Annotated in this window: 21 protein-coding genes; all 21 read right to left on the reverse strand. The window is 60.1% G+C overall.

Features of this window, described 5'->3' with window-relative positions; genetic code table 11:
* Positions 1-66: 66 nt before the first annotated feature.
* The 21 genes from ispD to pyrH all read right to left on the reverse strand — a co-directional run bounded on the left by ispD (position 67) and on the right by pyrH (position 24,183).
* Positions 67-774, reverse strand: coding sequence for a 2-C-methyl-D-erythritol 4-phosphate cytidylyltransferase (gene ispD / locus LVD08_RS23670; RefSeq protein WP_027611041.1), 708 nt, complete (start codon positions 772-774; stop codon positions 67-69).
* Complete coding sequence (ftsB, locus tag LVD08_RS23675; RefSeq protein ID WP_007964293.1) at positions 771-1,049, reverse strand: cell division protein FtsB; 279 nt, start codon at positions 1,047-1,049, stop codon at positions 771-773. The genes ispD and ftsB overlap by 4 nt, the downstream gene beginning before the upstream one ends.
* A gap of 171 nt (positions 1,050-1,220) precedes the next feature.
* Entirely contained in the window at positions 1,221-2,510 is a 1,290-nt protein-coding gene (gene eno / locus LVD08_RS23680; RefSeq protein ID WP_003222156.1) for a phosphopyruvate hydratase, read from the reverse strand.
* A 156-nt stretch (positions 2,511-2,666) separates the two neighbouring features.
* Positions 2,667-3,512 carry a 3-deoxy-8-phosphooctulonate synthase gene (kdsA, locus tag LVD08_RS23685; protein ID WP_098967470.1) on the reverse strand — a complete coding sequence of 282 codons (846 nt, stop codon included), beginning with the start codon at positions 3,510-3,512 and terminating at the stop codon, positions 2,667-2,669.
* 4 nt (positions 3,513-3,516) lie between these two features.
* Positions 3,517-5,148 carry a CTP synthase gene (locus tag LVD08_RS23690; RefSeq protein WP_003222153.1) on the reverse strand — a complete coding sequence of 544 codons (1,632 nt, stop codon included), beginning with the start codon at positions 5,146-5,148 and terminating at the stop codon, positions 3,517-3,519.
* 274 nt (positions 5,149-5,422) lie between these two features.
* The gene (gene tilS, locus LVD08_RS23695; RefSeq protein ID WP_247269400.1) at positions 5,423-6,739 is read right to left on the reverse strand and encodes a tRNA lysidine(34) synthetase TilS; all 1,317 of its coding nucleotides are present in this window, start codon (positions 6,737-6,739) and stop codon (positions 5,423-5,425) included.
* Positions 6,740-6,884: 145 nt separating this feature from the next.
* Positions 6,885-7,832 carry an acetyl-CoA carboxylase carboxyltransferase subunit alpha gene (locus LVD08_RS23700; protein WP_064586192.1) on the reverse strand — a complete coding sequence of 316 codons (948 nt, stop codon included), beginning with the start codon at positions 7,830-7,832 and terminating at the stop codon, positions 6,885-6,887.
* Positions 7,833-7,971: 139 nt separating this feature from the next.
* Complete coding sequence (dnaE, locus tag LVD08_RS23705; protein WP_097086450.1) at positions 7,972-11,493, reverse strand: DNA polymerase III subunit alpha; 3,522 nt, start codon at positions 11,491-11,493, stop codon at positions 7,972-7,974.
* Positions 11,494-11,569: 76 nt separating this feature from the next.
* The gene (gene rnhB, locus LVD08_RS23710) at positions 11,570-12,196 is read right to left on the reverse strand and encodes a ribonuclease HII (protein WP_027611036.1); all 627 of its coding nucleotides are present in this window, start codon (positions 12,194-12,196) and stop codon (positions 11,570-11,572) included.
* 8 nt (positions 12,197-12,204) lie between these two features.
* Positions 12,205-13,335, reverse strand: coding sequence for a lipid-A-disaccharide synthase (gene lpxB / locus LVD08_RS23715; RefSeq protein WP_135295057.1), 1,131 nt, complete (start codon positions 13,333-13,335; stop codon positions 12,205-12,207).
* A gap of 2 nt (positions 13,336-13,337) precedes the next feature.
* Positions 13,338-14,114 (reverse strand): acyl-ACP--UDP-N-acetylglucosamine O-acyltransferase, encoded by a 777-nt coding sequence (gene lpxA / locus LVD08_RS23720; RefSeq protein WP_007964278.1) that lies wholly within the window; start codon positions 14,112-14,114, stop codon positions 13,338-13,340.
* A complete protein-coding gene (gene fabZ / locus LVD08_RS23725) occupies positions 14,111-14,551 on the reverse strand; it encodes a 3-hydroxyacyl-ACP dehydratase FabZ (RefSeq protein ID WP_003222142.1) in 441 nt (146 codons plus the stop codon). The genes lpxA and fabZ overlap by 4 nt, the downstream gene beginning before the upstream one ends.
* Positions 14,552-14,657: 106 nt before the next feature.
* Entirely contained in the window at positions 14,658-15,713 is a 1,056-nt protein-coding gene (gene lpxD, locus LVD08_RS23730; protein ID WP_123587100.1) for a UDP-3-O-(3-hydroxymyristoyl)glucosamine N-acyltransferase, read from the reverse strand.
* 3 nt (positions 15,714-15,716) lie between these two features.
* A complete protein-coding gene (locus LVD08_RS23735) occupies positions 15,717-16,220 on the reverse strand; it encodes an OmpH family outer membrane protein (RefSeq protein WP_003222140.1) in 504 nt (167 codons plus the stop codon).
* Positions 16,221-16,265: 45 nt separating this feature from the next.
* Positions 16,266-18,641, reverse strand: a complete 2,376-nt coding sequence (bamA, locus tag LVD08_RS23740) for an outer membrane protein assembly factor BamA (protein WP_247269401.1) — start codon at positions 18,639-18,641, stop codon at positions 16,266-16,268.
* 74 nt (positions 18,642-18,715) lie between these two features.
* The gene (rseP, locus tag LVD08_RS23745) at positions 18,716-20,068 is read right to left on the reverse strand and encodes a sigma E protease regulator RseP (protein WP_247269402.1); all 1,353 of its coding nucleotides are present in this window, start codon (positions 20,066-20,068) and stop codon (positions 18,716-18,718) included.
* A 54-nt stretch (positions 20,069-20,122) separates the two neighbouring features.
* A complete protein-coding gene (ispC, locus tag LVD08_RS23750; RefSeq protein WP_247269403.1) occupies positions 20,123-21,313 on the reverse strand; it encodes a 1-deoxy-D-xylulose-5-phosphate reductoisomerase in 1,191 nt (396 codons plus the stop codon).
* The gene (locus LVD08_RS23755) at positions 21,310-22,116 is read right to left on the reverse strand and encodes a phosphatidate cytidylyltransferase (RefSeq protein ID WP_027611029.1); all 807 of its coding nucleotides are present in this window, start codon (positions 22,114-22,116) and stop codon (positions 21,310-21,312) included. The genes ispC and LVD08_RS23755 overlap by 4 nt, the downstream gene beginning before the upstream one ends.
* The gene (gene uppS, locus LVD08_RS23760; protein ID WP_003222128.1) at positions 22,116-22,871 is read right to left on the reverse strand and encodes a polyprenyl diphosphate synthase; all 756 of its coding nucleotides are present in this window, start codon (positions 22,869-22,871) and stop codon (positions 22,116-22,118) included. The genes LVD08_RS23755 and uppS overlap by 1 nt, the downstream gene beginning before the upstream one ends.
* Before the next feature lie 14 nt (positions 22,872-22,885).
* Positions 22,886-23,443: a ribosome recycling factor gene (gene frr / locus LVD08_RS23765; RefSeq protein ID WP_047291868.1), complete on the reverse strand. Its 558-nt coding sequence runs from the start codon at positions 23,441-23,443 to the stop codon at positions 22,886-22,888.
* Positions 23,440-24,183 (reverse strand): UMP kinase, encoded by a 744-nt coding sequence (gene pyrH, locus LVD08_RS23770; protein ID WP_003222124.1) that lies wholly within the window; start codon positions 24,181-24,183, stop codon positions 23,440-23,442. Before pyrH ends, frr begins: the two co-directional genes overlap by 4 nt.
* Between the last annotated feature and the right edge of the window lie 4 nt (positions 24,184-24,187).

The raw sequence follows: 24,187 nt of genomic DNA on the forward strand, positions 1-24,187 counted from the left end.
GTTCGGCGCAATTCAAGGGTGGGAGCGGGCTTGCTCGCGAAAGCGATCGAACAAGCGCCACAGCAATCAGCGACGGTTAGCCCAACGTTGACGCAACCACTCCAGGTCTTCCGGCCGGGTGACCTTGAGATTGTCCGCCCGCCCTTCGATCAGGCGCGGCGCCAGACCGGCCCACTCCATCGCCGAGGCTTCATCGGTAATCACCGCATCCGCCACCAGACTGTCGGCCAACGCCCGATGCAAGGCACCGAGACGGAACATCTGCGGCGTATAGGCTTGCCAGATCACGCTGCGATCCACGGTTTCAAGCACACGACCGTGCTTGTCGACCCGCTTCAGGGTATCGCGCGCCGGCACGGCCAGCAGACCGCCGACGGCATCATCCGCCAGTTCAACCAGCAACTTGTCGAGATCGTCGCGACTCAGGTTGGGCCGTGCCGCATCGTGCACCAGCACCCAGTCATCGTCATCGGCACCCTGCGCATGCAAATGCAGCAAAGCGTTCAGCACCGACCCGGAACGCTCCGTGCCGCCCTCGACCCGCTGAATCCGCGAGTCGCTGGCGCAAGCCAGGTTTGGCCAATAAGGATCATCAACCGCCAGACTGACCACCAGCCCTTTGAGGCTAGGGTGATCAAGGAAACAGCCGAGGCTGTGTTCGAGAATTGTGCGCCCGCCCAGTTGCAGATATTGCTTGGGACGGTCCGCGGCCATTCGGGCACCGACGCCCGCGGCAGGAATCACGGCCCAGAAGGCCGGCAGAGAATCGATCATTGCGCGAGCTGGTAAAGGGTTTCACCGTCCTTGACCATGCCCAGCTCATGGCGAGCCCGTTCTTCAACGGTCTCCATGCCTTTTTTCAACTCGCTGACTTCGGCGTCCATCACCCGATTGCGCTCCAGCAGGCCTTCGTTCTCGGCGTGCTGATCAGCAATCTGCTGCTTCAGCTCGGCGACCTGCGCCAGACTGCCATTGCCCACCCACAGGCGGTACTGCAGACCGGCCAGCAGCAAGAGCAAAACGAGAAACAACCAGTAAGGACTGCGCATCGAATATCAGGTATCCAGTGAAAAAAGACAGCCACGCCAAAACTTTGAAACGTCTGATAGCACGAAGCCTGGAAGATCCAGGCTTGTGCATGTAAGGCATCAGATTAGTGGCAAATCCATCGCTGTCACGACTTTTCCGACACAATCCGGTGTCTTTTTACCATCTACTGCTTAACCGCGGAACTCGGAGCGACCGTTGTACTTGGCTTTGCCATTCAACTGCTCTTCGATACGCAGCAGTTGGTTGTACTTGGAAACGCGGTCGGAACGGCACAGCGAACCGGTCTTGATCTGGCCAGCCGAAGTGCCCACGGCCAGGTCGGCGATGGTCGAATCTTCGGTTTCGCCCGAACGGTGCGAGATCACCGCGGTATAACCGGCAGCCTTGGCCATCTGGATGGCTTCCAGGGTTTCGGTCAGGGTGCCGATCTGGTTGAACTTGATCAGGATCGAGTTGGCGATCTTTTTATCGATGCCTTCTTTCAGGATCTTGGTGTTGGTCACGAACAGGTCGTCGCCGACCAGTTGGGTCTTCTCGCCGATCTTGTCGGTGAGGATCTTCCAGCCAGCCCAGTCGGACTCGTCCAGACCGTCTTCGATCGAGATGATCGGATAACGTTCGGTCAGGCCTTTCAGATAATCGGCGAAACCTTCAGCGGTGAACACCTGGCCTTCACCGGACAGGTTGTACTTGCCGTCTTCGTAGAATTCGCTGGCCGCGCAGTCCAGCGCCAGGGTCACGTCGGTGCCCAGCTTGTAACCGGCGTTGGCCACTGCTTCGGAGATCACTTTCAGCGCGTCTTCGTTGGACGCCAGGTTCGGTGCGAAACCGCCTTCGTCGCCAACGGCAGTGCTCAGGCCACGGGCCTTCAGCACAGCTTTGAGGTGATGGAAAATCTCGGTGCCCATGCGCAGACCTTCCGAGAACGTCTTGGCGCCAACCGGCTGCACCATGAATTCCTGGATGTCGACGTTGTTATCGGCGTGCTCGCCACCGTTGATGATGTTCATCATCGGAACCGGCATCGAGTACACACCCGGGGTGCCGTTCAGGTTGGCGATGTGTGCGTACAGTGGCAGATCCTGGTCCTGTGCAGCCGCCTTGGCCGCAGCCAGGGATACGGCAAGGATGGCGTTGGCGCCCAGGGTTGCCTTGTTTTCGGTACCGTCGAGCTTGATCATCGCGTGGTCGAGGGCTTTCTGGTCGCTTGGGTCGGTGCCCAGCAGCAGATCGCGGATCGGACCGTTGATGTTGGCTACCGCCTTGAGCACACCTTTGCCCAGGTAACGGCTCTTGTCGCCATCACGCAGCTCGAGCGCTTCACGCGAGCCAGTGGATGCACCGGAAGGCGCACAGGCGCTGCCGATGATGCCGTTGTCGAGAAGCACGTCCGCTTCCACGGTGGGATTGCCACGGGAGTCGAGAACTTCACGACCTTTGATGTCGACGATTTTTGCCATTGTTGTAAACACTCCAAAGTTGACGAAAACGACGCAGCTAGAGGAAATCTTTTGACCGTCGGCAAGTGGTGTGCAGCGGGCAGCTTGCAGACGACAACGCACATGCCCGAGGGCATGTGCGACAAATCGTGCGGTACTTTACCGGAGAAATGAGCTTTACGCGGTTTCTACCGTCGGAAAACTCTTCACCAGTTCGTCCAGGGCTTTGAGCTGGGCCAGAAATGGCTCCAGTTTGTCCAGACGCAAGGCGCAAGGGCCGTCGCATTTGGCGTTGTCCGGATCCGGATGCGCTTCGAGGAACAGACCGGCCAGCGACTGGCTCATGCCGGCCTTGGCCAGATCGGTGACTTGGGCGCGGCGACCGCCGGCGGAGTCGGAACGACCGCCAGGCATTTGCAGCGAGTGGGTCACGTCGAAGAATACCGGGTACTCGAACTGCTTCATGATGCCGAAGCCGAGCATGTCAACCACGAGGTTGTTGTAGCCGAAGCTCGAACCGCGCTCGCAGAGGATCAATTGATCGTTACCCGCTTCCACGCACTTGTTCAGGATGTGTTTCATTTCCTGAGGCGCGAGGAACTGGGCTTTCTTGATGTTGATCACAGCGTTGGTCTTGGCCATCGCCACAACCAGATCGGTCTGGCGCGACAGGAAGGCCGGCAGCTGAATGATGTCGCAGACTTCAGCGACGACCGCGGCCTGATCAGGCTCGTGGACGTCGGTGATGATCGGCACGCCGAAGGCTTGTTTGATGTCCTGGAAGATGCGCATGCCCTCTTCCAGGCCAGGGCCGCGATACGAAGTCACAGAAGACCGGTTGGCCTTGTCGAAGCTGGCCTTGAACACGTAAGGGATGCCGAGTTTCTCGGTGACCTTCACGTACTCCTCGCAAACCTGCATGGCCATGTCACGGCTTTCCAGCACGTTCATGCCGCCGAACAGCACCATGGGTTTGTCGTTGGCGATTTCGATGTTGCCAACGCGAATGATCTTCTGTGCCATCGGGTTACGCCTTCTTCTGGTGTTGAGCCAACGCAGCTTTTACGAAACCGCTGAACAGCGGGTGACCGTCACGTGGCGTCGAGGTGAACTCCGGGTGGAACTGGCAAGCGACGAACCATGGATGATCCGGCGCTTCGACCACTTCAACCAGCGCGGCATCAGCGGAGCGACCGGAGATTTTCAGGCCGGCTTCGATGATTTGTGGCAGCAGGTTGTTGTTCACTTCGTAGCGGTGACGGTGACGTTCAACGATCACGTCCTTGCCGTAGCAATCGTGCACCTTGGAGCCGGCTTCGAGCAGGCATTCCTGAGCGCCGAGGCGCATGGTGCCGCCCAGATCGGACGCTTCGGTACGCACTTCAACCGCGCCGGTGGCGTCTTCCCACTCGGTGATCAGACCCACGACCGGATGGCCGCTGGCGCGATCGAACTCGGTGGAGTTGGCGTCTTTCCAGCCCAGCACGTTACGGGCGAACTCGATAACCGCCACTTGCATGCCCAGGCAGATGCCCAGGTACGGCACCTTGTTTTCACGAGCGTACTGAACGGCAGTGATCTTGCCTTCCACGCCGCGCAGACCGAAGCCGCCCGGAACGAGGATCGCGTCGACACCTTCGAGCAGCGCAGTGCCCTGGTTCTCGATGTCTTCGGAATCGATGTAACGCAGGTTGACCTTGGTACGGTTGGTGATGCCGGCGTGACTCATCGCTTCGATCAGCGACTTGTAGGCGTCCAGCAGTTCCATGTACTTGCCGACCATCGCGATGGTCACTTCGTGCTCTGGATTGAGCTTGGCATCGACGACCTTTTCCCACTCGGACAGGTCGGCGCCATTGCATTGCAGGCCGAAACGCTCGACGACGAAATCGTCCAGACCCTGAGCGTGCAGCACGGCCGGAATCTTGTAGATGGTGTCGACGTCTTCCAGGGAGATCACCGCACGCTCTTCAACGTTGGTGAACAGTGCGATCTTGCGACGCGACGACACATCCACCGGATGGTCGGAGCGGCAGATCAGCACGTCTGGCTGCAGGCCGATCGAACGCAGCTCTTTTACCGAGTGCTGGGTTGGCTTGGTCTTGGTTTCGCCAGCGGTGGCGATGTACGGAACCAGCGTCAGGTGCATCAGCATCGCGCGCTTGGAACCGACTTCCACACGCAGTTGACGGATGGCTTCGAGGAACGGTTGCGATTCGATGTCGCCAACGGTACCGCCGATTTCCACCAGGGCCACGTCGGCATCGCCGGCACCCTTGATGATGCGACGCTTGATTTCGTCGGTAATGTGCGGAATCACCTGGATGGTTGCACCCAGGTAGTCACCACGGCGCTCTTTGCGCAGCACGTGCTCGTAGACACGGCCAGTGGTGAAGTTGTTGTTCTGGGTCATGGTCGTGCGGATGAACCGCTCGTAGTGGCCCAGGTCCAGGTCGGTCTCGGCGCCGTCGTGGGTGACGAACACTTCACCGTGCTGGAACGGGCTCATGGTGCCCGGGTCGACGTTGATGTACGGATCCAGCTTAAGCATGGTGACCTTAAGCCCCCGCGCCTCCAGGATGGCCGCCAATGAAGCCGAGGCAATGCCTTTCCCCAATGAAGAAACAACACCGCCCGTGACGAATATGTAGCGCGTCATGAAAAACCCTAGAAGTCTGCGTTAAAGCGGTACGAGCCGCCGGGGAAAGCGAAGGAAGGCCGAAGCCCCCGATCACCTGCATTAATCACAGTGCACCTTTCAAAAAAACCGCCGCGTTGGGACAGACCGGCAGATGAAACACCGGTACGTTGCTCGCTACACATTTTTTGGAATCGCCCAGCAAAGACTGCTTGGTAATCGGCAACTCCTGCAATTCAGGCGAATCCACAGAAGTTGTATCAAGAAGGGAGCGTAGTCTACCGGAATGCCCCTTTCATCTCAAACCTTGATCTTCGTCTGTTGGCTGCCAATGCAATGTCCAGCCGTCCGGCCCCTGCCCGTCAAGGCCCGGCAGGTTCGCCACGGCGAGCAATTCTGCGCCGCGAAACAGCAGCGGCAATCTGCCACGGACGAAGCCCGGCACCGCGCGCTCATTGAGCAGGCGCTTGAGATCGCGGTGGCCGCGCCCCGCCAGATGCATCAGCTCGCCGCCCTGCCGATAGCCAATGCGCAGCGGCCCGACGGGAGTCTGCCCGCTGAACATGACACGCCCGTTATTCGCCAAGCGTAGCGGCGTCGACGGGTCAGGCCACTCGACGCTGACCGCTGGCGCGCGCAGCCAGCCTCCGCTCAACCACCATACCCGGCCGGCGCTGCGATGCAGCTCACCGTCGGCCAGACACCAGACCGGGGATGCATCGTTGGCAGCACCACGCAGGTCGTCCCAACCCGACCAATGGTCAGTGTCGGGCAACTGGGTCAGCGGTTCGAGCCAGTGGCTGAGTGCATTGCGCTGACGAGCGGCGGACAGACTCGTCAGCGGCGCCAGCTCCAGCGACGGTAGGCCCAGCCATGAAAACTCGCTCGGCGTGGCGGCTTGCGCGAGATCGAGCTGCGCCAGCTCATCGAGCAGGCCTTGCGCCTCACGCAGGTGCACCGCGCTGCGGGCCATGCTCGCCTGCGCCTGCGGCCAGCGCGCGGTGAGCAACGGCAGCACCTGATGGCGCAGGTAGTTGCGCGAGAACTGCCGATCCTGGTTTGACGGGTCTTCGATCCAGTGCAACTGATGCACGCGGGCGTAAGCCTCAAGCTCGGAGCGCGTGACGTCGAGCAATGGCCGCACCAGCGTGCCCTGCCCCAACGGTCGCTGCGCCGGCATCGCCGAAAGTCCGCGCACGCCGGCACCGCGCATTAAACGAAACAATAGGGTTTCGGCCTGATCATCACGGTGCTGCCCGGTCAGCAGCAAATCCCCGGCCTCGGTCAGCGAGGTGAACGCCGCATACCGCGCCTCCCGCGCCGCCCTTTCAAGACTGGCGCCGGGTTGCACCGTCACCCGCATCACGTGCAGCGGCACACCCAGCGCATCGCAGACCGACTGACAATGCGCCGGCCACGCATCAGCCGCAGCCTGGAGGCCATGGTGGATATGGATGGCGCTGAGCGCCGGCAGGGAATGGTGTTGGGCGAGATGGGCCAGCAGATGCAGCAGGACGGTGGAATCGAGACCACCGGAGAAAGCCACGCGCCAGGTCCTGGCATTGCGCCAGGCTGCAACGTTCAGCAGAAGCCGGGACGGCAGATCACTCACGGACTGACCCCTATCTAACTGTTTGCCCAAATCAAATGTGGGAGCGGGCTTGCTCGCGAAGGCGTTTCAACAATCAACACATCTGTCGACTGTTATACCGCTTTCGCGAGCTAGCCCGCTCCCACATTGGGTATTGCGAGATCTGTCAGAGACCGTAGCTCATCAGACGATCGTAACGACGCTTGAGCAACGCTTCGTTGTCGAACTTCTTCAGCATCGCCAGTTGCGAGCTCAGCTCGGCACGGATCGACGCAGCGGCAGCGGCCGGATCACGGTGGGCGCCGCCCAGAGGCTCGCCGATCACCTTGTCAACGATACCCAGGCCTTTCAGACGCTCAGCGGTGATGCCCATCGCTTCAGCGGCATCCGGTGCCTTTTCGGCGGTTTTCCACAGAATCGAAGCGCAACCTTCCGGCGAGATCACCGCGTAGGTCGAATATTGCAGCATGTTCAGCTGATCGCAGACACCGATCGCCAGTGCACCACCGGAACCACCCTCACCGATGACGGTGGCGATGATCGGGGTCTTCAGACGCGACATCACGCGCAGGTTCCAGGCGATAGCCTCGCTCTGGTTACGCTCCTCAGCGTCAATGCCCGGGTAAGCACCCGGGGTGTCGATGAAGGTCAGGATCGGCATCTTGAAGCGCTCGGCCATCTCCATCAGACGGCAGGCCTTGCGGTAGCCTTCCGGACGCGGCATGCCGAAGTTGCGGCGTACCTTTTCGCGCACTTCACGGCCCTTCTGGTGGCCGATGATCATCACCGGCTGGTCTTCCAGACGTGCAACGCCGCCCACAATGGCCGCGTCGTCGGAGAAGTGACGGTCACCGTGCAGTTCGTCGAACTCGGTGAAGATGTGCTCGATGTAGTCGAGGGTGTACGGGCGTTTCGGGTGACGCGCCAGGCGTGCGATCTGCCAGCTGGTCAGCTTGCCGAAGATGTCTTCGGTCAGCGTGCGGCTCTTGTCCTGCAGGCGGGAGATCTCATCGCCGATATTCAGCGAATTGTCATTACCGACCAAGCGCAACTCTTCGATCTTGGCTTGCAGGTCGGCGATCGGCTGTTCGAAATCTAGAAAATTCGGGTTCATAGGCGTCCGTCTTGGGTCGTGTCCCAAATGAGCTTGGGCCGGCCGGTTGTCTATTCGCGCCCTACCTTAAGGGAGAGGCGCGCTGAGGTCGAGATTAAAAATTCAGGTTGTGGGCAAGCGCAATGATGGCACTTGCCGGTCAACGGTATTGGAGGAAGACGTTGTCTCGCCCGAACTGGTCACGCAGGGCTTGAATCAACGCATCCGCCGGGTCGATTCGCCAGGTCTCGCCAAACTGCAGCAAGGTCTTCGCATCGGGGCTGGTGTACTCCATGGTGATCGGGCACGCCCCGCGGTGACGCTTGAGCAGCTCACCCAACCAGCGTAGCTGATCGCCTTTCAAGTCCTGAGTGTGCAGCTTCAGGCGCAGGCTCTCGGCCAGATTGGTCCGTGCATCTTCCATGCTCATCACCCGTTTGACCCGCAGGCGCAGGCCGCCGGAGAAGTCGTCGTTGCTGACCTCGCCTTCGACCACCACCATCGCGTCGGTCTGCAGCAGTGACTGCGCGGAGTGGAACGCATCGGCGAACAGCGACGCCTCGATCCGCCCCGAGCGGTCGTCGAGGGTGATAAAGCCCATCTTGTCGCCCTTCTTGTTCTTCATCACCCGCAGGGCAATGATCATCCCGGCCACGGTTTGTGTGTCGCGGGCCGGTTTCAGGTCGATGATGCGCTGCCGGGCGAAACGGCGAATCTCGCCTTCGTACTCGTCGATCGGGTGACCGGTCAGGTACAGGCCCAGAGTGTCTTTCTCACCCTTGAGCCGCTCCTTGAGGGTCAGTTCCTTGGCCTTGCGGTGCGTCGCGTAGACGTCCGCATCTTCCTCGACAAACAGCCCGCCGAACAGGTCGGCATGGCCGCTGTCGCGGGTGCGCGCGGTCTGTTCGGCCGACTTGATCGCCTCCTCCATCGCCGCCAACAGCACCGCGCGGTTGCGGTCGATGTTGGCCTGATAAGCCTTCTGCTCGTCATGGAAGTACGGCCCGAGGCGATCCAGCGCGCCGCTGCGGATCAAACCGTCCAGCGTGCGCTTGTTGATGCGCTTGAGGTCGACCCTGGCGCAGAAGTCGAACAGATCCTTGAATGGACCGGCCTGACGAGCCTCGGTAATCGCTTCCACCGGACCTTCACCGACACCTTTGATCGCGCCCAGGCCGTACACGATGCGGCCTTCGTCGTTCACCGTGAACTTGAACTCCGAAGTGTTCACGTCCGGCGCGTCGAGGCGCAGCTTCATCGTGCGCACTTCCTCGATCAAGGTCACGACCTTGTCGGTGTTGTGCATATCCGCCGAAAGCACCGCCGCCATGAATGGCGCCGGGTAGTGGGCTTTCAGCCAGGCAGTCTGGTACGACACCAGGCCGTAAGCAGCGGAGTGGGACTTGTTGAAGCCGTAACCGGCGAATTTTTCCACCAGGTCGAAAATGTTACCGGCAAGATCCGCGTCGATATTGTTCGACGCACAACCTTCAATAAAGCCGCCGCGCTGCTTGGCCATTTCCTCGGGTTTTTTCTTACCCATCGCCCGACGCAGCATGTCCGCACCACCGAGGGTGTAACCGGCCATGACCTGGGCGATCTGCATCACCTGTTCCTGATACAGAATGATGCCGTAAGTCGGCGCCAGTACCGGCTGCAGGCCTTCATACTGGTAATCCGGATGCGGATAAGCCAATTCGGCGCGACCGTGCTTACGGTTGATGAAGTCATCCACCATGCCCGATTGCAGCGGGCCCGGACGGAACAGGGCCACCAGTGCGATCAAGTCTTCGAGACAGTCAGGCTTGAGCTTTTTGATCAGCTCTTTCATGCCCCGGGATTCGAGCTGGAATACCGCGGTGGTTTCAGCTTTTTGCAGCAGCTGATAAGTCGGTTTGTCATCCAGCGGGATAAACGCGATATCGAGCGGCGGCTCGTTGACCTTGGCGCGGTCACGGTTGATGGTTTTCAGCGCCCAGTCGATGATCGTCAGGGTCCGCAGGCCGAGGAAGTCGAACTTCACCAGACCGGCCGCCTCGACGTCGTCCTTGTCGAACTGGGTCACCAGACCATCGCCAGCCTCGTCGCAATAGATCGGCGAGAAGTCGGTCAGCTTGGTCGGGGCGATTACCACACCACCGGCGTGCTTGCCGACGTTACGCACCACGCCCTCAAGCTTGCGCGCCATCTCCCAGATTTCCGCCGCTTCCTCATCGACCTTGATGAAGTCGCGCAGGATCTCCTCCTGCTCGTAGGCTTTTTCCAGGGTCATGCCGACTTCGAACGGAATCATCTTCGACAGACGATCCGCCAGGCCGAATGACTTGCCTTGGGCCCGCGCCACGTCGCGCACCACAGCCTTGGCGGCCATGGAACCGAAGGTGATGATCTGGCTTACCGCGTTGCGACCGTATTTCTCGGCCACGTAGTCGATCACCCGGTCACGACCGTCCATGCAGAAGTCGACGTCGAAGTCGGGCATCGAGACCCGTTCCGGGTTAAGGAAACGTTCGAACAGCAGGTCGTATTCCAGCGGATCGAGGTCAGTGATCTTCTGCACATAGGCCACCAGCGAGCCGGCACCCGACCCACGGCCCGGGCCCACCGGCACACCGTTGTTCTTGGCCCACTGGATAAAGTCCATCACGATCAGGAAATAACCGGGGAAGCCCATCTGGATGATGATATCCAGCTCGAAATTCAGCCGGTCGACATAGACCTGACGCTTGGCCTCATAGTCTTCGGTGGTGTCCTTGGGCAGCAATACGCTGAGGCGGTCTTCCAGACCGTCGAACGACACCTTGCGGAAATATTCGTCGATGGTCATGCCATCGGGAATCGGGTAGTCGGGCAGGAAGTGCTTGCCCAGCTTCACGTCGATGTTGCAGCGCTTGGCGATCTCGACGGTGTTTTCGATCGCGTCGGGAATGTCGCTGAACAGCTCGGCCATTTCCTCGGCGCTTTTGAGGTATTGCTGGTCGCTGTAATTCTTCGAACGCCGCGGATCGTCGAGGGCGCGGCCCTCACCGATGCACACGCGGGTTTCGTGGGCAGCGAAGTCTTCCTGCTTGATGAAGCGCACGTCGTTGGTCGCCACCAGCGGCGCGCCGAGCTTGTCGGCCAGGGCCACGGCACCGTGCAGTTGCTCTTCGTCGTTGGGACGATTGGTGCGCTGGATCTCCAGATAGAAACGATCCGGGAACACCGCCATCCATTCGCGCGCCAGCGTTTCGGCTTCGTCCGGGTTGCCACTGATCATGGCCATGCCGATCTCGCCTTCTTTGGCGGCGGACAGCATGATCAGGCCTTCGTTGGCCTCGGCGACCCATTCACGCTCGATGATGATCATGCCGTTGCGCTGGCCGTCGATGAAGCCGCGCGAGATCAGCTCGGTGAGATTGCGATAACCCTTGGCGTTCATCACCAACAGGCTGATCCGGCTCAATGGCCCGTCCGGATCCTTGTTCGACAGCCACAGGTCGGCACCGCAGATCGGCTTGATGCCGGCGCCCATGGCGTTTTTATAGAATTTGACCAGGGAACACATGTTGTTCTGATCGGTGACCGCCACGGCCGGCATGTTCATGCCGGTCAGCGCCTTGACCAGTGGCTTGATCCGCACCAGCCCGTCGACCAGGGAGTATTCAGTGTGCAGGCGTAGATGAACGAATGAAGCCGGCATAGTGATCCTGTCCAGTTACATAGAGACAACAAGGCCCGGATTGTACCGGGCCTCGAACAAAACATCAGCCTTGCGCCTAAACCTGCGTCAGGCCTTCGAGCGCCTCGTAAGCCTGACGCACCGGGGCGAAGGAGCGCCGGTGAATCGGGGTCGGGCCAAGGCGCACCAACGCTTCCAGATGAACGGGCGTCGGGTAGCCTTTATGACCGCCGATGCCGTACCCCGGGTAGATCAATTCGAATGCAGCCATTTCACGGTCGCGGCTGACTTTGGCCAGAATCGACGCGGCAGCGATGGCCGGTACCTTGCCGTCACCCTGCACCACCGCTTCGGCGCGCATCGGCAGTTTCGGGCACCGGTTGCCGTCGATCATCGCCAGTTTCGGCTGAATATGCAGCCCGGCCACTGCGCGTTGCATGGCGAGCATGGTCGCGTGGAGGATGTTCAGCTCGTCGATTTCCTCGACTTCGGCGCGTGCAATGCACCAGCTCAGGGATTTCTCGATGATCTCGTCGTAGAGCTTCTCGCGCTTGGCTTCAGTGAGTTTCTTCGAGTCGTTGAGGCCGAGGATCGGCCGGTTCGGATCGAGGATCACCGCCGCCGTCACCACTGCGCCGCACAACGGGCCACGACCGACTTCGTCGACACCGGCCACCAGTTCTTCGACTTCGGCGACCAGGGTGAAATCCAGGCCCATCTGCATCGTCTTGCTCATTGTTTCTGACCGATCAGGTTGAGGACGGCATCCGCCGCCTGATTGGAAGCATCCAGCCGCAGGGTGCGGTGGATCTCGTCGAAGCCTCGGGTCTGCTCTTCGCCGCCTTCGATCAATGGCAACAGTGTCTGGGCCAGGGCCTCGACTGTCGCATCATCCTGCAACAATTCCGGCACCAACAGACGCTGGGCCAGCAGGTTCGGCAGCGACACGTACGGGCTCTTGACCATGCGCTTGAGAATCCAGAAGGTCAGCGGTGCCAGGCGATACGCAACGACCATTGGCCGCTTGTACAGCAACGCCTCAAGCGTCGCCGTGCCCGAAGCGATCAGCACCGCGTTACACGCCGCCAAGGCCAGATGCGACTTGCCGTCGAGCAGGGTTACTGGCAAGTCGCGGCCAACCAGCAACTCTTCGAGCTGAGCGCGACGCTCGGCATTGGCGCACGGGATGACGAAGCGAAGCCCGGGGCGCATGGCCCGCAGACGTTCGGCAGTATCCAGGAACAGCGCACCGAGACGGCCGACTTCACCACCGCGACTGCCGGGCATCAATGCCACCAGCGGCCCGTCGGGCAAGCCGAGTTCGGCACGCGCTGCGGCGCGATCGGCCTGCAACGGAATGGTATCGGCCAGCGTATGACCGACGAACCGCACTGGCACGCCCTGCTCTTCGTAAAATTTTGCTTCGAACGGCAACAGGGTGAGCATCAGATCGCAGCCTTCGCGAATCTTCAGCACACGCTTCTGGCGCCACGCCCACACCGAAGGGCTGACGTAATGCACGGTCTTGATCCCGGCCTGACGCAGCTTGAGTTCGATGTTGAGGTTGAAATCGGGAGCGTCGATGCCGATGAACACATCCGGTTTCTCGGCGATCAGCGTGGCGATCAGGTCCTTGCGGCGCTTGAGCAACTCGCGCAGCCGCCCAAGGACTTCCACCAGCCCCATGACCGACAGACGTTCCATGGGGAAATAAGACGTCAGGCCCTCGGCCTGCATCAACGGACCGCCGACACCGATGAACTCGACTGCCGGATGTTGAGCCTTGAGGGCGCGCATGAGGCCGGCGCCCAGAATGTCGCCGGAAGCTTCGCCCGCCACCAGCGCAATACGCAGACTGGCCATGATCAGCGGGTGATGCCGCGAGTCGACGACTGGATCGAGTCACGAAACAGCGCAACTTCCGGGAACTGCGCAGCAGGTTCGGCCAATTCGGCCAACGCTTGCTCCACGGTCAGGCCCTGGCGATACACGGTCTTATAAGCGCGGCGCAGCGCGTGAATCGCGTCTTCGCTGAAACCACGACGGCGCATGCCTTCGAAGTTCATGCTGCGCGCTTCGGCCGGGTTGCCGAACACGGTCACGAACGCCGGAACGTCCTTGCCGATGGCGGTGCCCATGCCGGAAAAACTGTGGGCGCCGATGTGGCAGTACTGATGCACCAGGGTGAAACCGGAAAGGATCGCCCAATCGTCAACGTGCACATGCCCGGCCAACGCGGTGTTGTTGACCAGGATGCAGTGGTTGCCGATCACGCTGTCATGCCCGATGTGGGCATAGGCCATGATCAAGTTGTGATCGCCCAGCGTGGTTTCCGAACGGTCCTGCACGGTGCCACGGTGAATCGTCACGCCTTCGCGAATGACGTTGTGATCACCGATCACCAGACGGGTTTCTTCGCCTTTGTACTTCAGATCCGGCGTGTCTTCGCCTACCGAGGAAAACTGGTAGATGCGGTTGTGCTTGCCGATGCGGGTCGGGCCTTTGAGGACCACATGCGGTCCGATCACAGTACCCTCGCCGATTTCCACACCTGCGCCGACGATCGACCACGGGCCGACCTCGACGCCGTCAGCCAGAACGGCCGACGGATCGATGATTGCGCGAGGGTCAATCAAACTCATAGCTTGCGTTCCGCACAGATGATTTCAGCCGAGCAGACTGGCTTGCCGTCGACCGAAGCCTGGCATTCGAATTTCCAGATCTGGCGCTTGCAGCTGATGAACTTGGCTTCCAGGATCAACTGGTCACCCGGCAGCACCGGCTGACGGAAACGCAGCTTGTCGGAACCGACGAAGTAGTAAAGGGTGCCATCGGCCGGTTTCACGTCGAGCATTTTGAAACCGAGGATCCCGGCAGCCTGGGCCATCGCTTCGATGATCAGTACGCCCGGCATGATCGGGTGCGCCGGGAAGTGGCCGTTGAAGAATGGCTCATTGATGCTGACATTCTTGTAGGCGCGAATGCGCTTGCCTTCAGTGTCCAGTTCCACCACCCGGTCCACCAGCAGGAACGGGTAACGGTGAGGCAGGTATTCGCGAATCTCGTTGATGTCCATCATTTCGGGGGGAAGCCTATGTAAAGATTGGGAGCGCGACTGACGCGCACTCCTCTAGCAAATCAAGGAGGCAGTCTAGAGGCTGTGCACACTTGATATGGAAATGGTATCAGCCATCAGATGAAGCATTGCTGCCGGGGGTCACTTCCCCGACGCGCTTTTCCAGTTGCTTCAAACGTCGCGCGAGGTCATCGAGCTGACGGATGCGGGCCGCGCTTTTGCGCCATTCGGCCGCCGGTTGCATGGCTGTGCCGGAAGAATAGGCGCCTGGCTCGGTAATCGAGTGGGTCACCATGGTCATCCCGGTCAAGAAAACGTTGTCGCAAATATCGATGTGCCCCACCAGGCCGACACCACCGGCGAGCATGCAGTGCTTGCCGATTTTGGTGCTGCCGGAGATACCGACACAGGCCGCCATGGCGGTGTGATCACCGACCTGGACGTTGTGCGCGATCTGGATCTGGTTGTCGAGTTTCACGCCGTTGCCGATCACGGTATCTGCCAGCGCGCCACGGTCGATGGCGGTATTCACGCCGATCTCGACATCGTCGCCGATGGTCACGCCGCCGATCTGGGCGATCTTTTGCCAGATACCTTTCTCGTTGGCAAAACCGAAGCCTTCACCACCGAGAACGGCACCGGACTGGATCACTACACGCTTGCCGATGCGCACGTCGTGGTACAGCGTCACCCGCGGAGCGAGCCAGCCGCCCTCGCCGATTTCACTGCGGGCACCGATGACGCAATGGGCCCCCAGGGTGACCTGCGCACCAATGCGCGCACCGGCCTCGATCACCACAAACGGACCGATGCTGGCGCTTGGATCAACTACCGCATCCGGTGCAATCACCGCCGTGGGATGAACGCCCGCAGCGGCTTTCGGTTTGGGATCGAACAGATGGGAGATACGGGCGTAAGCCAGGTAAGGATCCGGCACCACCAGCGCGTTGCCGGCAAAACCTTCGGCGTCGGCTTCCTTGAGCAATAGCGCAGCCGCCTGGGAACTTGCCAGGTATTTGCGATATTGAGGATTTGCCAGAAAGCTCAACTGAGCTGGGCCAGCCTCCTGCAAGGTGGCTAGCCCAGTAATTTGCGTCTCGGGGTCGCCACGCAGGGTGGCGCCGAGGAACTCGGCCAACTGGCCGAGCTTGATAGTCACGGTCATGGGTTACTTCAGCTGATTCATGCGCTCGATAACCTGGCGCGTGATGTCGTACTGAGGTTTGACATCGATCACTGCGCCACGCTCGAACACCAGGTCAAAACCACCTTTCTTGATGACTTCTTCCACTGCGCTATCCAGTTTCGGCTTCAGTTGCTTGAGCATTTCGCGGTCGGCAACTGCCTTGGCTTCGTTCAGTTCCTTGGACTGGAACTGGAAGTCACGGGCCTTTTGCTTGAATTCAAGCTCCAGACGCTCACGCTCGCCCTGCTGCATCTTGTCGCCACCGGCCATCAGACGGTCCTGAATGCCCTTGGCGCTGCTTTCCAGCGTCTTGAGCTTGGTCAGTTGCGGACCGAACTTCTTCTCGGCATCCACGGCGTATTTCTTGGCCGCGTCGGACTCCAGCAGTGCCATCTGATAGTTCAGAACGGCGATTTTCATGTCGGCGAACGCCGGGCCTGCCACCAGTACGGAGGCCAGGAGAACCAATTGAGTCAACTTACGCACGATGCACTCCTACAAAATCCATTGTCGTTATCTTGGGTCAGACGCTTAGAACGTCTGGCCGAGGGAGAATTGGAACACTTGAGTTTCAGCGTTATCCGGTTTCTTGACCGGCATCGCCAGAGCAAAACTCAGAGGACCCAGTGCGGTGACCCAGGTCACACCCACACCAACGGAACTGGCCATGTTGCTCAGGCTGATGTCGTTACACTTGGTGTTGGACGTCGAGCCATTTGCGTTGGTGGTGTCCTTGCACTGCGAATCGAAAACGTTACCCACGTCCCAGAATACCGAGGTACGCAAGGAGCGTTGATCCTTGACGAACGGCAGCGGGAACAGAACCTCGGCACCGCCCTGGATCAGGACGTTACCACCGAACGGCAGCGGATCCTGATCCGGGTCAACCGAAGTACCCGGATTGGTACCACGACTCGGAGTACTGCGCGGCCCCAGAGTACTGTCCTTGAAGCCACGTACCGAGTTGAAACCACCAGCATAGTAGTTTTCATAGAACGGCAAGCCGTCGGTCGAACCATAACCGTCGCCATAACCCAGCTCGGTGTGCAGACGCAGGGTGTAGTTTTCGGTGATCGGCTGGAACAACTGACCACGGTAGTCGAGTTTGTAGAACGACAGGTCGCTGCCCGGAATCGTGGTTTCCAGCGTCAGGCTCTGCGAACGACCACGGGTCGGCAGTACGCCCTTGTTCAGGGTCGACTCGGACCAACCGGCCGATGCCTTGAAGTTCAGGTACTGGTCGCCTTCCTTGTTAACGAAGTCGAAGATCTCGTCAACGGTGTACTGACCGGTCTTGATCTTGTCCTGCTGAGCGGACAGACCGAAGGTCAGACGCGAAGTCTCGCTGATCGGGTAGCCAACGTTGACGCCGGCACCCAGGCTGTCTACCGCATAGCTTGCTACGTCGACGTCGAGGTCTTTGTAGTCGGTGGTGCGATAGAACGCGTTGTAACCCAGGCTCACGCCATCGGCGGTCCAGTACGGGTCAACGTAGCCGAAGTTGTAGCGGCTCTGGTATTCGCTGCGGGTCAGGCCCACGCTCACACGGTTACCGGTACCGAGGAAGTTGTTCTGGGTGATCGAACCACCGAGGATCAGACCGGCGCTCTGGGCGAAACCGACACTGGCGGTGATCGAACCGGAGGCCTGCTCTTCAACGGCGTAGTTCACGTCAACCTGGTCGTCGACACCCGGTACAGCCGGCGTTTCAACGTTCACTTCCTTGAAGAAGCCCAGACGCTCCAGACGGGTCTTGGACTGGTCGATCAGGTAGGTCGAAGCCCAGCCACCTTCCATCTGACGCATTTCACGACGCAGCACTTCGTCCTCGGACTTGGTGTTGCCACGGAAGTTGATGCGATTGACGTAGGCACGCTTGCCCGGATCGACGGCGAACAGGATGTCCACAGTGTGATCGTCGTCATGCGGCTGAGGTACGCCGTTGACGTTGGCGAAGGTGTAACCCTCGTTACCCAGACGGCGGGTGATCAGTTCGGAGGTGGTGGTCATCAGCTTGCGCGAGAACACCTGGCCTTTCTGCACCAGCAACAGCGACTTGACCTGGTCTTCAGGCACTTTCAGGTCACCGCTGAGCTTGACGTCACGAACAGTGTACTTCTCGCCTTCGGTGATGTTGACGGTGATGTAGACGTGCTTCTTGTCCGGGGTGATGGACACCTGGGTCGAAGCGATATCCATGTTGATGTAGCCACGGTCCAGGTAGTAGGAACGCAGGCGCTCCAGGTCACCGGAGAGTTTTTCACGGGCATACTTGTCGTCGTTCTTGAAGAACGACAGCCAGTTGGTGGTTTTCAGCTCGAACAGGTCGATCAGATCGTCATCAGGGAAGACCGTGTTACCCACCACGTTGATGTGCTGGATGGCCGCCACGGTGCCTTCGTTGATCTTCACTTTCAGCGCGACGCGGTTGCGCGGCTGCGAGACCACTTCGGTGTCGACGGTCGCCGAGTAACGGCCCTGGGCAACGTACTGACGTTGCAGCTCGTTACGGACACCTTCGAGGGTGGCGCGCTGGAAGATTTCACCTTCGGACAGACCGGACTGCTTGAGGCCCTTCATCAGGTCTTCGGTGGAGATCGCCTTGTTGCCTTCGATCTCGATACTGGCGACCGACGGACGTTCGACGACCGTGATCACCAGAACGTTGCCTTCGCGGCCCAGCTGGATATCTTGAAAGAAACCGGTTTTGAACAACGCACGAGTGGATTCCACCAGGCGACGATCATCCGCCTGCTCGCCGACGTTCAACGGCAAGGCACCAAAGACGCTACCCGCGGAGACCCGCTGGAGGCCATTGACGCGAATATCAGAGATAGTGAAGGACTCGGCGTGAACTTCGGCGATCATCAATACGGTGAGAACCGCAGTTAGCAGCAGACGTTTCATGAAGTCCTTTCTTATTCCAACTGGCAATAAACAAACTGCCGCAAAATGCGGCAGATTCGCAATTCAGCGAAGCTTTACAGTCGACCCAGATCATTGACCAGAGCAAGCAACATCACTCCGACCACCAAACTGATACCGATCTGCACCCCCCAACCTTGCACCCGATCCGACAAGGGGCGACCACGCACCCACTCAATCAGATAAAACAACAAATGCCCCCCATCCAGTACAGGAATGGGCAGCAAATTCAGAACCCCCAGGCTAATACTCAGATAAGCAAGGAAATTCAGGAAATCAGCAACGCCCGACTGGGCAGAAGCGCCCGCCACTTTAGCAATGGTTATCGGCCCACTCAAGTTTTTTACCGAGAGCTCGCCAAACAGCATTTTCTTCAGTGAGTCCAGCGTCAGGATGCTCATGGTCCAGGTACGCCGGGCACCCTCGCCAATTGCGGCCAACGGGCCATAACTGACCTCGCGGATCATTTCCGGCGGCCAGTCCACTGCTTTCACGCCAGCACCCAGATAACCGCTCGGCGCCTTGCTTTCGCCACGCGCAGCCAAGGTCACCGGGACGTCGATTTGAGCACCGTCGCGCTCGACGCGCAGCAAGATTCTGGTATCAGGACGCGTACGAACGGTATCAACCACTTGCTGCCAGTCACCCAGCGCCTGGCCATCGAGCGACAACAGGCGGTCGCCGGTTTTCAGACCAGCGGCCTGCGCCGGACCTTTTGGATCGAGCTCGGCCAGCACCGGCGGCAACGCCGGGCGCCATGGGCGAATACCCAGCGAGCGAATCGGATCGGGTTCATCAGCCCCTTTGAGCCAGTGGTCCAGCGCCAGTTCGCGCGGCGTGTCAGCGGTAGAGCCCTGCTCGCGCACGAGCAATCGCAGGGAACCGCTTTCCCCAAGACGACGAACCAACTGCAAATTGACGGCCGCCCAGCCGGAAGTCGGCTCGCCATCGATGGCGACGATTTCCTGACCGGCACTCAAACCGGCCTTGGCCGCGATGCTGCCGGACTCGACGGCACCGATGACCGGACGGATCTGCTCACTGCCGAGCATCGCCAGCACCCAGAAAAACACCAGGGCCAGCAGGAAGTTGGCGATCGGTCCCGCCGCGACAATAGCGATGCGCTGGCGAACCGATTTGCGATTGAAGGACTGATGAAGCTGATCGGCTGGCACCTCGCCTTCACGCTCATCGAGCATTTTGACGTAGCCACCCAGCGGAATCGCGGCGACGACAAACTCGGTGCCCTGCTTGTCGTGCCAGCGCAGCAGGGGCATGCCGAAGCCTACGGAAAAACGCAAAACCTTGACGCCACAGCGACGCGCGACCCAGAAGTGGCCGAATTCGTGAAAGGTGACCAGTACACCCAAAGCGATCAGGGTGCCGGCAATCATATAGAGCGCGCTCATCTACTTTCTCCGCAATCCTGTTCAGTGCCGCGTGAAGCCATGGGTCTGCAACGGCTATCGGCCGTGACGATCAAGCCACTGTTCGGCCAGAATCCGCGCTTTCGCGTCCGCGGTAAACACCGCGTCCAGATCCTCAAGCGCAACCACTGGCTCGAGGTTCAGCACGTCCTCGATAATACTCGCGATTTCCAGATAACCAACGCGTCCGTCGAGAAACGCCGCGACTGCCACTTCGTTGGCCGCATTGAGCATGGCCGGCGCACTGTTGCCGGCCTCCGCCGCCTGTCGCGCCAGGCGCAGACAAGGGAAGCGCTGTTCGTCCGGCGCCTCGAAATCCAGGCGCGCAACGGCAAACAGATCCAGCGGCGCCACACCCGAGTCGATTCGCTCAGGCCAGGCCAGTGCGTTGGCAATCGGCGTGCGCATGTCAGGGTTGCCCAACTGCGCCAATACCGAGCCATCCACATAGTCGACCAGCGAGTGAATCACACTCTGCGGATGGATCACCACCTCGACCTGCGACGGCTTGGCATCGAACAGCCAGCAGGCCTCGATCAACTCCAGGCCCTTGTTCATCATGCTGGCCGAGTCCACTGAGATCTTGCGACCCATCGACCAGTTCGGGTGCGCACACGCCTGATCAGGCGAAACATGCGCCAGCTCGCTCATCGGCGTCTGCCGGAAAGGACCGCCCGAAGCCGTCAGCAGAATCCGCCGCACGCCGACCGCACCCAGTCCACGGGCAAAATCCTGCGGCATGCACTGGAAGATCGCGTTGTGTTCGCTGTCGATCGGCAGCAACACCGAACCGCTCTTGTGCACGGCCTGCATGAACAGCGCGCCAGACATCACCAGCGCCTCTTTGTTGGCCAGGAGAATTTTCTTCCCGGCCTGCACCGCCGCCAGCGTCGGGCGCAGGCCCGCGGCGCCGACAATGGCCGCCATCACAGCATCAACTTCAGGGGCGGAGGCGACCTGGCACAGGCCCTCTTCCCCCACCAGCACCCGAGTGGACAGCCCGGCAGCCCGCAAGTCGTCCTGCAAGCCACGCGCCGCAGCCACTTCAGGCACCACCGCAAACTGCGGCACATGCCGAGCGCACAAGGCCAGCAACTCGCTCAGGCGGGTAAAGCCGCTCAGGGCGAAAACCTGATAACGCTCGGGATGCCGAGCGATGACGTCCAGGGTGCTCAGGCCAATCGAACCGGTCGCCCCCAGAACAGTGATCTGTTGCGGGCGGCTCACGGTGCAGCCATCCACAGCAGTACGGCAAAAATCGGGATCGCAGCGGTCAGGCTGTCGATGCGATCAAGCACACCGCCATGACCGGGCAGCAGGTTGCTGCTGTCCTTGATGCCGGACTGGCGCTTGAACATGCTTTCGGTGAGGTCGCCCACCACCGAAATGAATACGATCAATGCAGCGCCGATCAGGCCCTTGAGTAGCTCAGCCACCGTCCAGTCGCGAACCAGGCCGACGATCGCGGTGATTACCAGACTCAGCGCCAGGCCACCATAAACGCCTTCCCAGCTCTTACCCGGGCTGACTTGCGGCGCCAGCTTGCGCTTGCCGAAAGCACGGCCGGAGAAGTAAGCACCGATGTCGGCACCCCAGACCAGCACCATCACCGCCATGATCAGCCAGTTACCCAGCGGGTACTGTTTGATCTGCACCAGCCCTTGCCAGGCCGGCAACAGGATCAGCAAGCCGATCACCAGTTTGGTGGCCGCCGTAGACCAGTGCTCGCTCGAGCGCGGGTACGTCAGCACCAGGTACGTCGCTACCGCCCACCACAACACCGAAGCGCCCAACACCCAAGGGGCGAGGCCCGGCAGGACGTACATGACGAACAGCATCAGCGCGACGACAGCGGCATAGCCGACACGGAACGACTGTGCGGTAAAGCCAGCCAGGCGCGCCCATTCCCAGGCGCCCAGGCTTACGACCAGACCGATGAACAGCGCGAAACCGGAGCCTTCGAGCAGGAAAAACCCGCACAGGGCGATCGGCAGCAGGATCAGCGCAGTGATGATTCGTTGTTTAAGCATTAAACCCGGGCTCCAGCTTCAACCTGTTCGCTCGTTTTACCGAAGCGACGCTGGCGTGAAGCGAAATCGGCCAGCGCAGTGCGCATGGCTTCGTGTTTGAAGTCCGGCCAGAACAGGTCGGAGAAGTACAACTCGGCATACGCCAGTTGCCACAGCAGGAAGTTGCTGATGCGGTGCTCGCCACCGGTGCGGATGCACAGGTCCGGCAGCGGCAGATCACCGGTGGCCAGACAGGTTTGCAGCAGATCCGGGGTGATGTCCTCCGGACGCAGATGCCCGGCCTGGACTTCACGCGCCAGACGCTGCGCCGCCTGGGCAATATCCCACTGACCGCCGTAGTTGGCGGCGATCTGCAAGATGAAGCGGTTGGCACCAGCGGTCATGGCCTCGGCCTCGCGCATCGCCGCCTGAAGCTCAGGATGAAAGCGCGAGCGATCGCCGATGATGCGCAGGCTGATGTTGTTGTCATTGAGACGCTTGGCCTCACGACGCAGCGCCTTGAAGAACAAATCCATCAAGGCACTGACTTCATCGGCCGGGCGCTGCCAGTTTTCACTGGAAAAGGCGAACAGGGTGAGCACTTCGACCTTGGCCTCGGCGCACACCTCGATCACTGCCCGCACAGCATCCACGCCGGCCTTATGCCCGGCGACACCCGGCATAAAGCGTTTTTTCGCCCAGCGATTATTGCCATCCATGATGATCGCGACATGGCGCGGCACCGCGGACGGCGCAGACTGCTTGGTCTTGTCCATTAAAAGCTCGACCCTTATACGGCCATCAGGTCTTTTTCTTTCTCGTCCGTGGCCTTGGTGATCTGGGCCTCGGATTCCTTGGTCAGCTTATCGATATCAGCGATGGCACGACGCTCTTCGTCTTCACTGATTTCCTTGTCCTTGACCAGCTTTTTAAGCTCACCCAATGCGTCACGACGAATATTGCGCACGGCAACACGCGCGTCTTCCGCTGCGCTACGGGCCTGCTTGGTGAAGCCCTTGCGCGTTTCCTCGGTGAGGGCAGGCATCGGGATCAAAAGCAACTCACCCAGGTTGGTCGGATTGAGGTTCAGACCGGCGCTCTGGATCGCCTTGTCGACGGCAGCAAGCATGTTGCGCTCGAAGGCCACGACTTGCAGGGTACGCGAATCTTTCACGGTGACGTTGGCGACGCTGCTCAGCGGGGTATCAGTACCGTAGTAAGGCACCATGACGCTGCCGAGAATGCTCGGGTGAGCCTTGCCGGTACGAATCTGGCCGAACGCGTGGTTCAGAGATTCCAGGGATTTCTGCATACGCGCTTGGGCGTCTTTCTTGATTTCGTTGATCATTGTTGGCCTTCCTCGATCAAAGTCCCTTCAGCGCCGCCGTGCACAATGTTCAGCAGGGCGCCGGGCTTGTTCATGTTGAATACGCGCAGCGGCATCTTGTGATCGCGGCACAGGCAGATAGCAGTCAGATCCATCACGCCCAGCTTGCGATCCAGCACTTCATCATAAGTCAGATGATCGAACTTCTCGGCATGCGGGTCTTTGAACGGGTCTGCGGTGTAAACGCCATCAACCTTGGTCGCTTTCAGCACGACGTCGGCATCGATTTCGATGGCACGCAGGCAGGCTGCCGAATCCGTGGTAAAGAACGGATTACCGGTACCGGCGGCGAAGATCACCACGTCCTTGGAGTTCAGGTGGCGCATGGCTTTGCGGCGATCATAGTGATCGGTCACGCCAACCATGGAAATGGCCGACATCACGATGGCCGAGATATTGGCACGTTCCAGCGCATCGCGCATGGCCAGGGCGTTCATCACAGTGGCCAGCATGCCCATGTGGTCGCCTGTCACCCGATCCATGCCAGCCTTGCTCAAGGCCTCACCACGGAACAGGTTGCCACCGCCGATCACCAGACCGACCTGTACGCCGATGCCGACCAGTTGGCCGACTTCCAGCGCCATCCGATCCAGCACTTTTGGATCGATCCCGAACTCTTCCGAGCCCATCAGGGCCTCGCCGCTAAGCTTGAGTAGAATGCGTTTATAGCGAGCCTGATAACCACTGCCCTGCTGAGCCATTGCG

Source organism: Pseudomonas sp. YL2 (assembly GCF_023063025.1).
GTDB classification, from domain to species: domain Bacteria; phylum Pseudomonadota; class Gammaproteobacteria; order Pseudomonadales; family Pseudomonadaceae; genus Aquipseudomonas; species Aquipseudomonas putida_A.

Excerpts from the sequence above, each read along its gene's own strand:
- ispD (WP_027611041.1), bottom strand. The coding sequence starts at position 774 with ATGATCGATTCTCTGCCGGCCTTCTGGGCCGTGATTCCTGCCGCGGGC.
- ftsB (WP_007964293.1), bottom strand. The coding sequence starts at position 1,049 with ATGCGCAGTCCTTACTGGTTGTTTCTCGTTTTGCTCTTGCTGCTGGCC.
- eno (WP_003222156.1), bottom strand. The coding sequence starts at position 2,510 with ATGGCAAAAATCGTCGACATCAAAGGTCGTGAAGTTCTCGACTCCCGT.
- kdsA (WP_098967470.1), bottom strand. The coding sequence starts at position 3,512 with ATGGCACAGAAGATCATTCGCGTTGGCAACATCGAAATCGCCAACGAC.
- LVD08_RS23690 (WP_003222153.1), bottom strand. The coding sequence starts at position 5,148 with ATGACGCGCTACATATTCGTCACGGGCGGTGTTGTTTCTTCATTGGGG.
- LVD08_RS23700 (WP_064586192.1), bottom strand. The coding sequence starts at position 7,832 with ATGAACCCGAATTTTCTAGATTTCGAACAGCCGATCGCCGACCTGCAA.
- dnaE (WP_097086450.1), bottom strand. The coding sequence starts at position 11,493 with ATGCCGGCTTCATTCGTTCATCTACGCCTGCACACTGAATACTCCCTG.
- rnhB (WP_027611036.1), bottom strand. The coding sequence starts at position 12,196 with ATGCAGATGGGCCTGGATTTCACCCTGGTCGCCGAAGTCGAAGAACTG.
- lpxB (WP_135295057.1), bottom strand. The coding sequence starts at position 13,335 with ATGGCCAGTCTGCGTATTGCGCTGGTGGCGGGCGAAGCTTCCGGCGAC.
- lpxA (WP_007964278.1), bottom strand. The coding sequence starts at position 14,114 with ATGAGTTTGATTGACCCTCGCGCAATCATCGATCCGTCGGCCGTTCTG.
- fabZ (WP_003222142.1), bottom strand. The coding sequence starts at position 14,551 with ATGATGGACATCAACGAGATTCGCGAATACCTGCCTCACCGTTACCCG.
- lpxD (WP_123587100.1), bottom strand. The coding sequence starts at position 15,713 with ATGACCGTGACTATCAAGCTCGGCCAGTTGGCCGAGTTCCTCGGCGCC.
- bamA (WP_247269401.1), bottom strand. The coding sequence starts at position 18,641 with ATGAAACGTCTGCTGCTAACTGCGGTTCTCACCGTATTGATGATCGCC.
- rseP (WP_247269402.1), bottom strand. The coding sequence starts at position 20,068 with ATGAGCGCGCTCTATATGATTGCCGGCACCCTGATCGCTTTGGGTGTA.
- LVD08_RS23755 (WP_027611029.1), bottom strand. The coding sequence starts at position 22,116 with ATGCTTAAACAACGAATCATCACTGCGCTGATCCTGCTGCCGATCGCC.
- uppS (WP_003222128.1), bottom strand. The coding sequence starts at position 22,871 with ATGGACAAGACCAAGCAGTCTGCGCCGTCCGCGGTGCCGCGCCATGTC.
- frr (WP_047291868.1), bottom strand. The coding sequence starts at position 23,443 with ATGATCAACGAAATCAAGAAAGACGCCCAAGCGCGTATGCAGAAATCC.
- pyrH (WP_003222124.1), bottom strand. The coding sequence starts at position 24,183 with ATGGCTCAGCAGGGCAGTGGTTATCAGGCTCGCTATAAACGCATTCTA.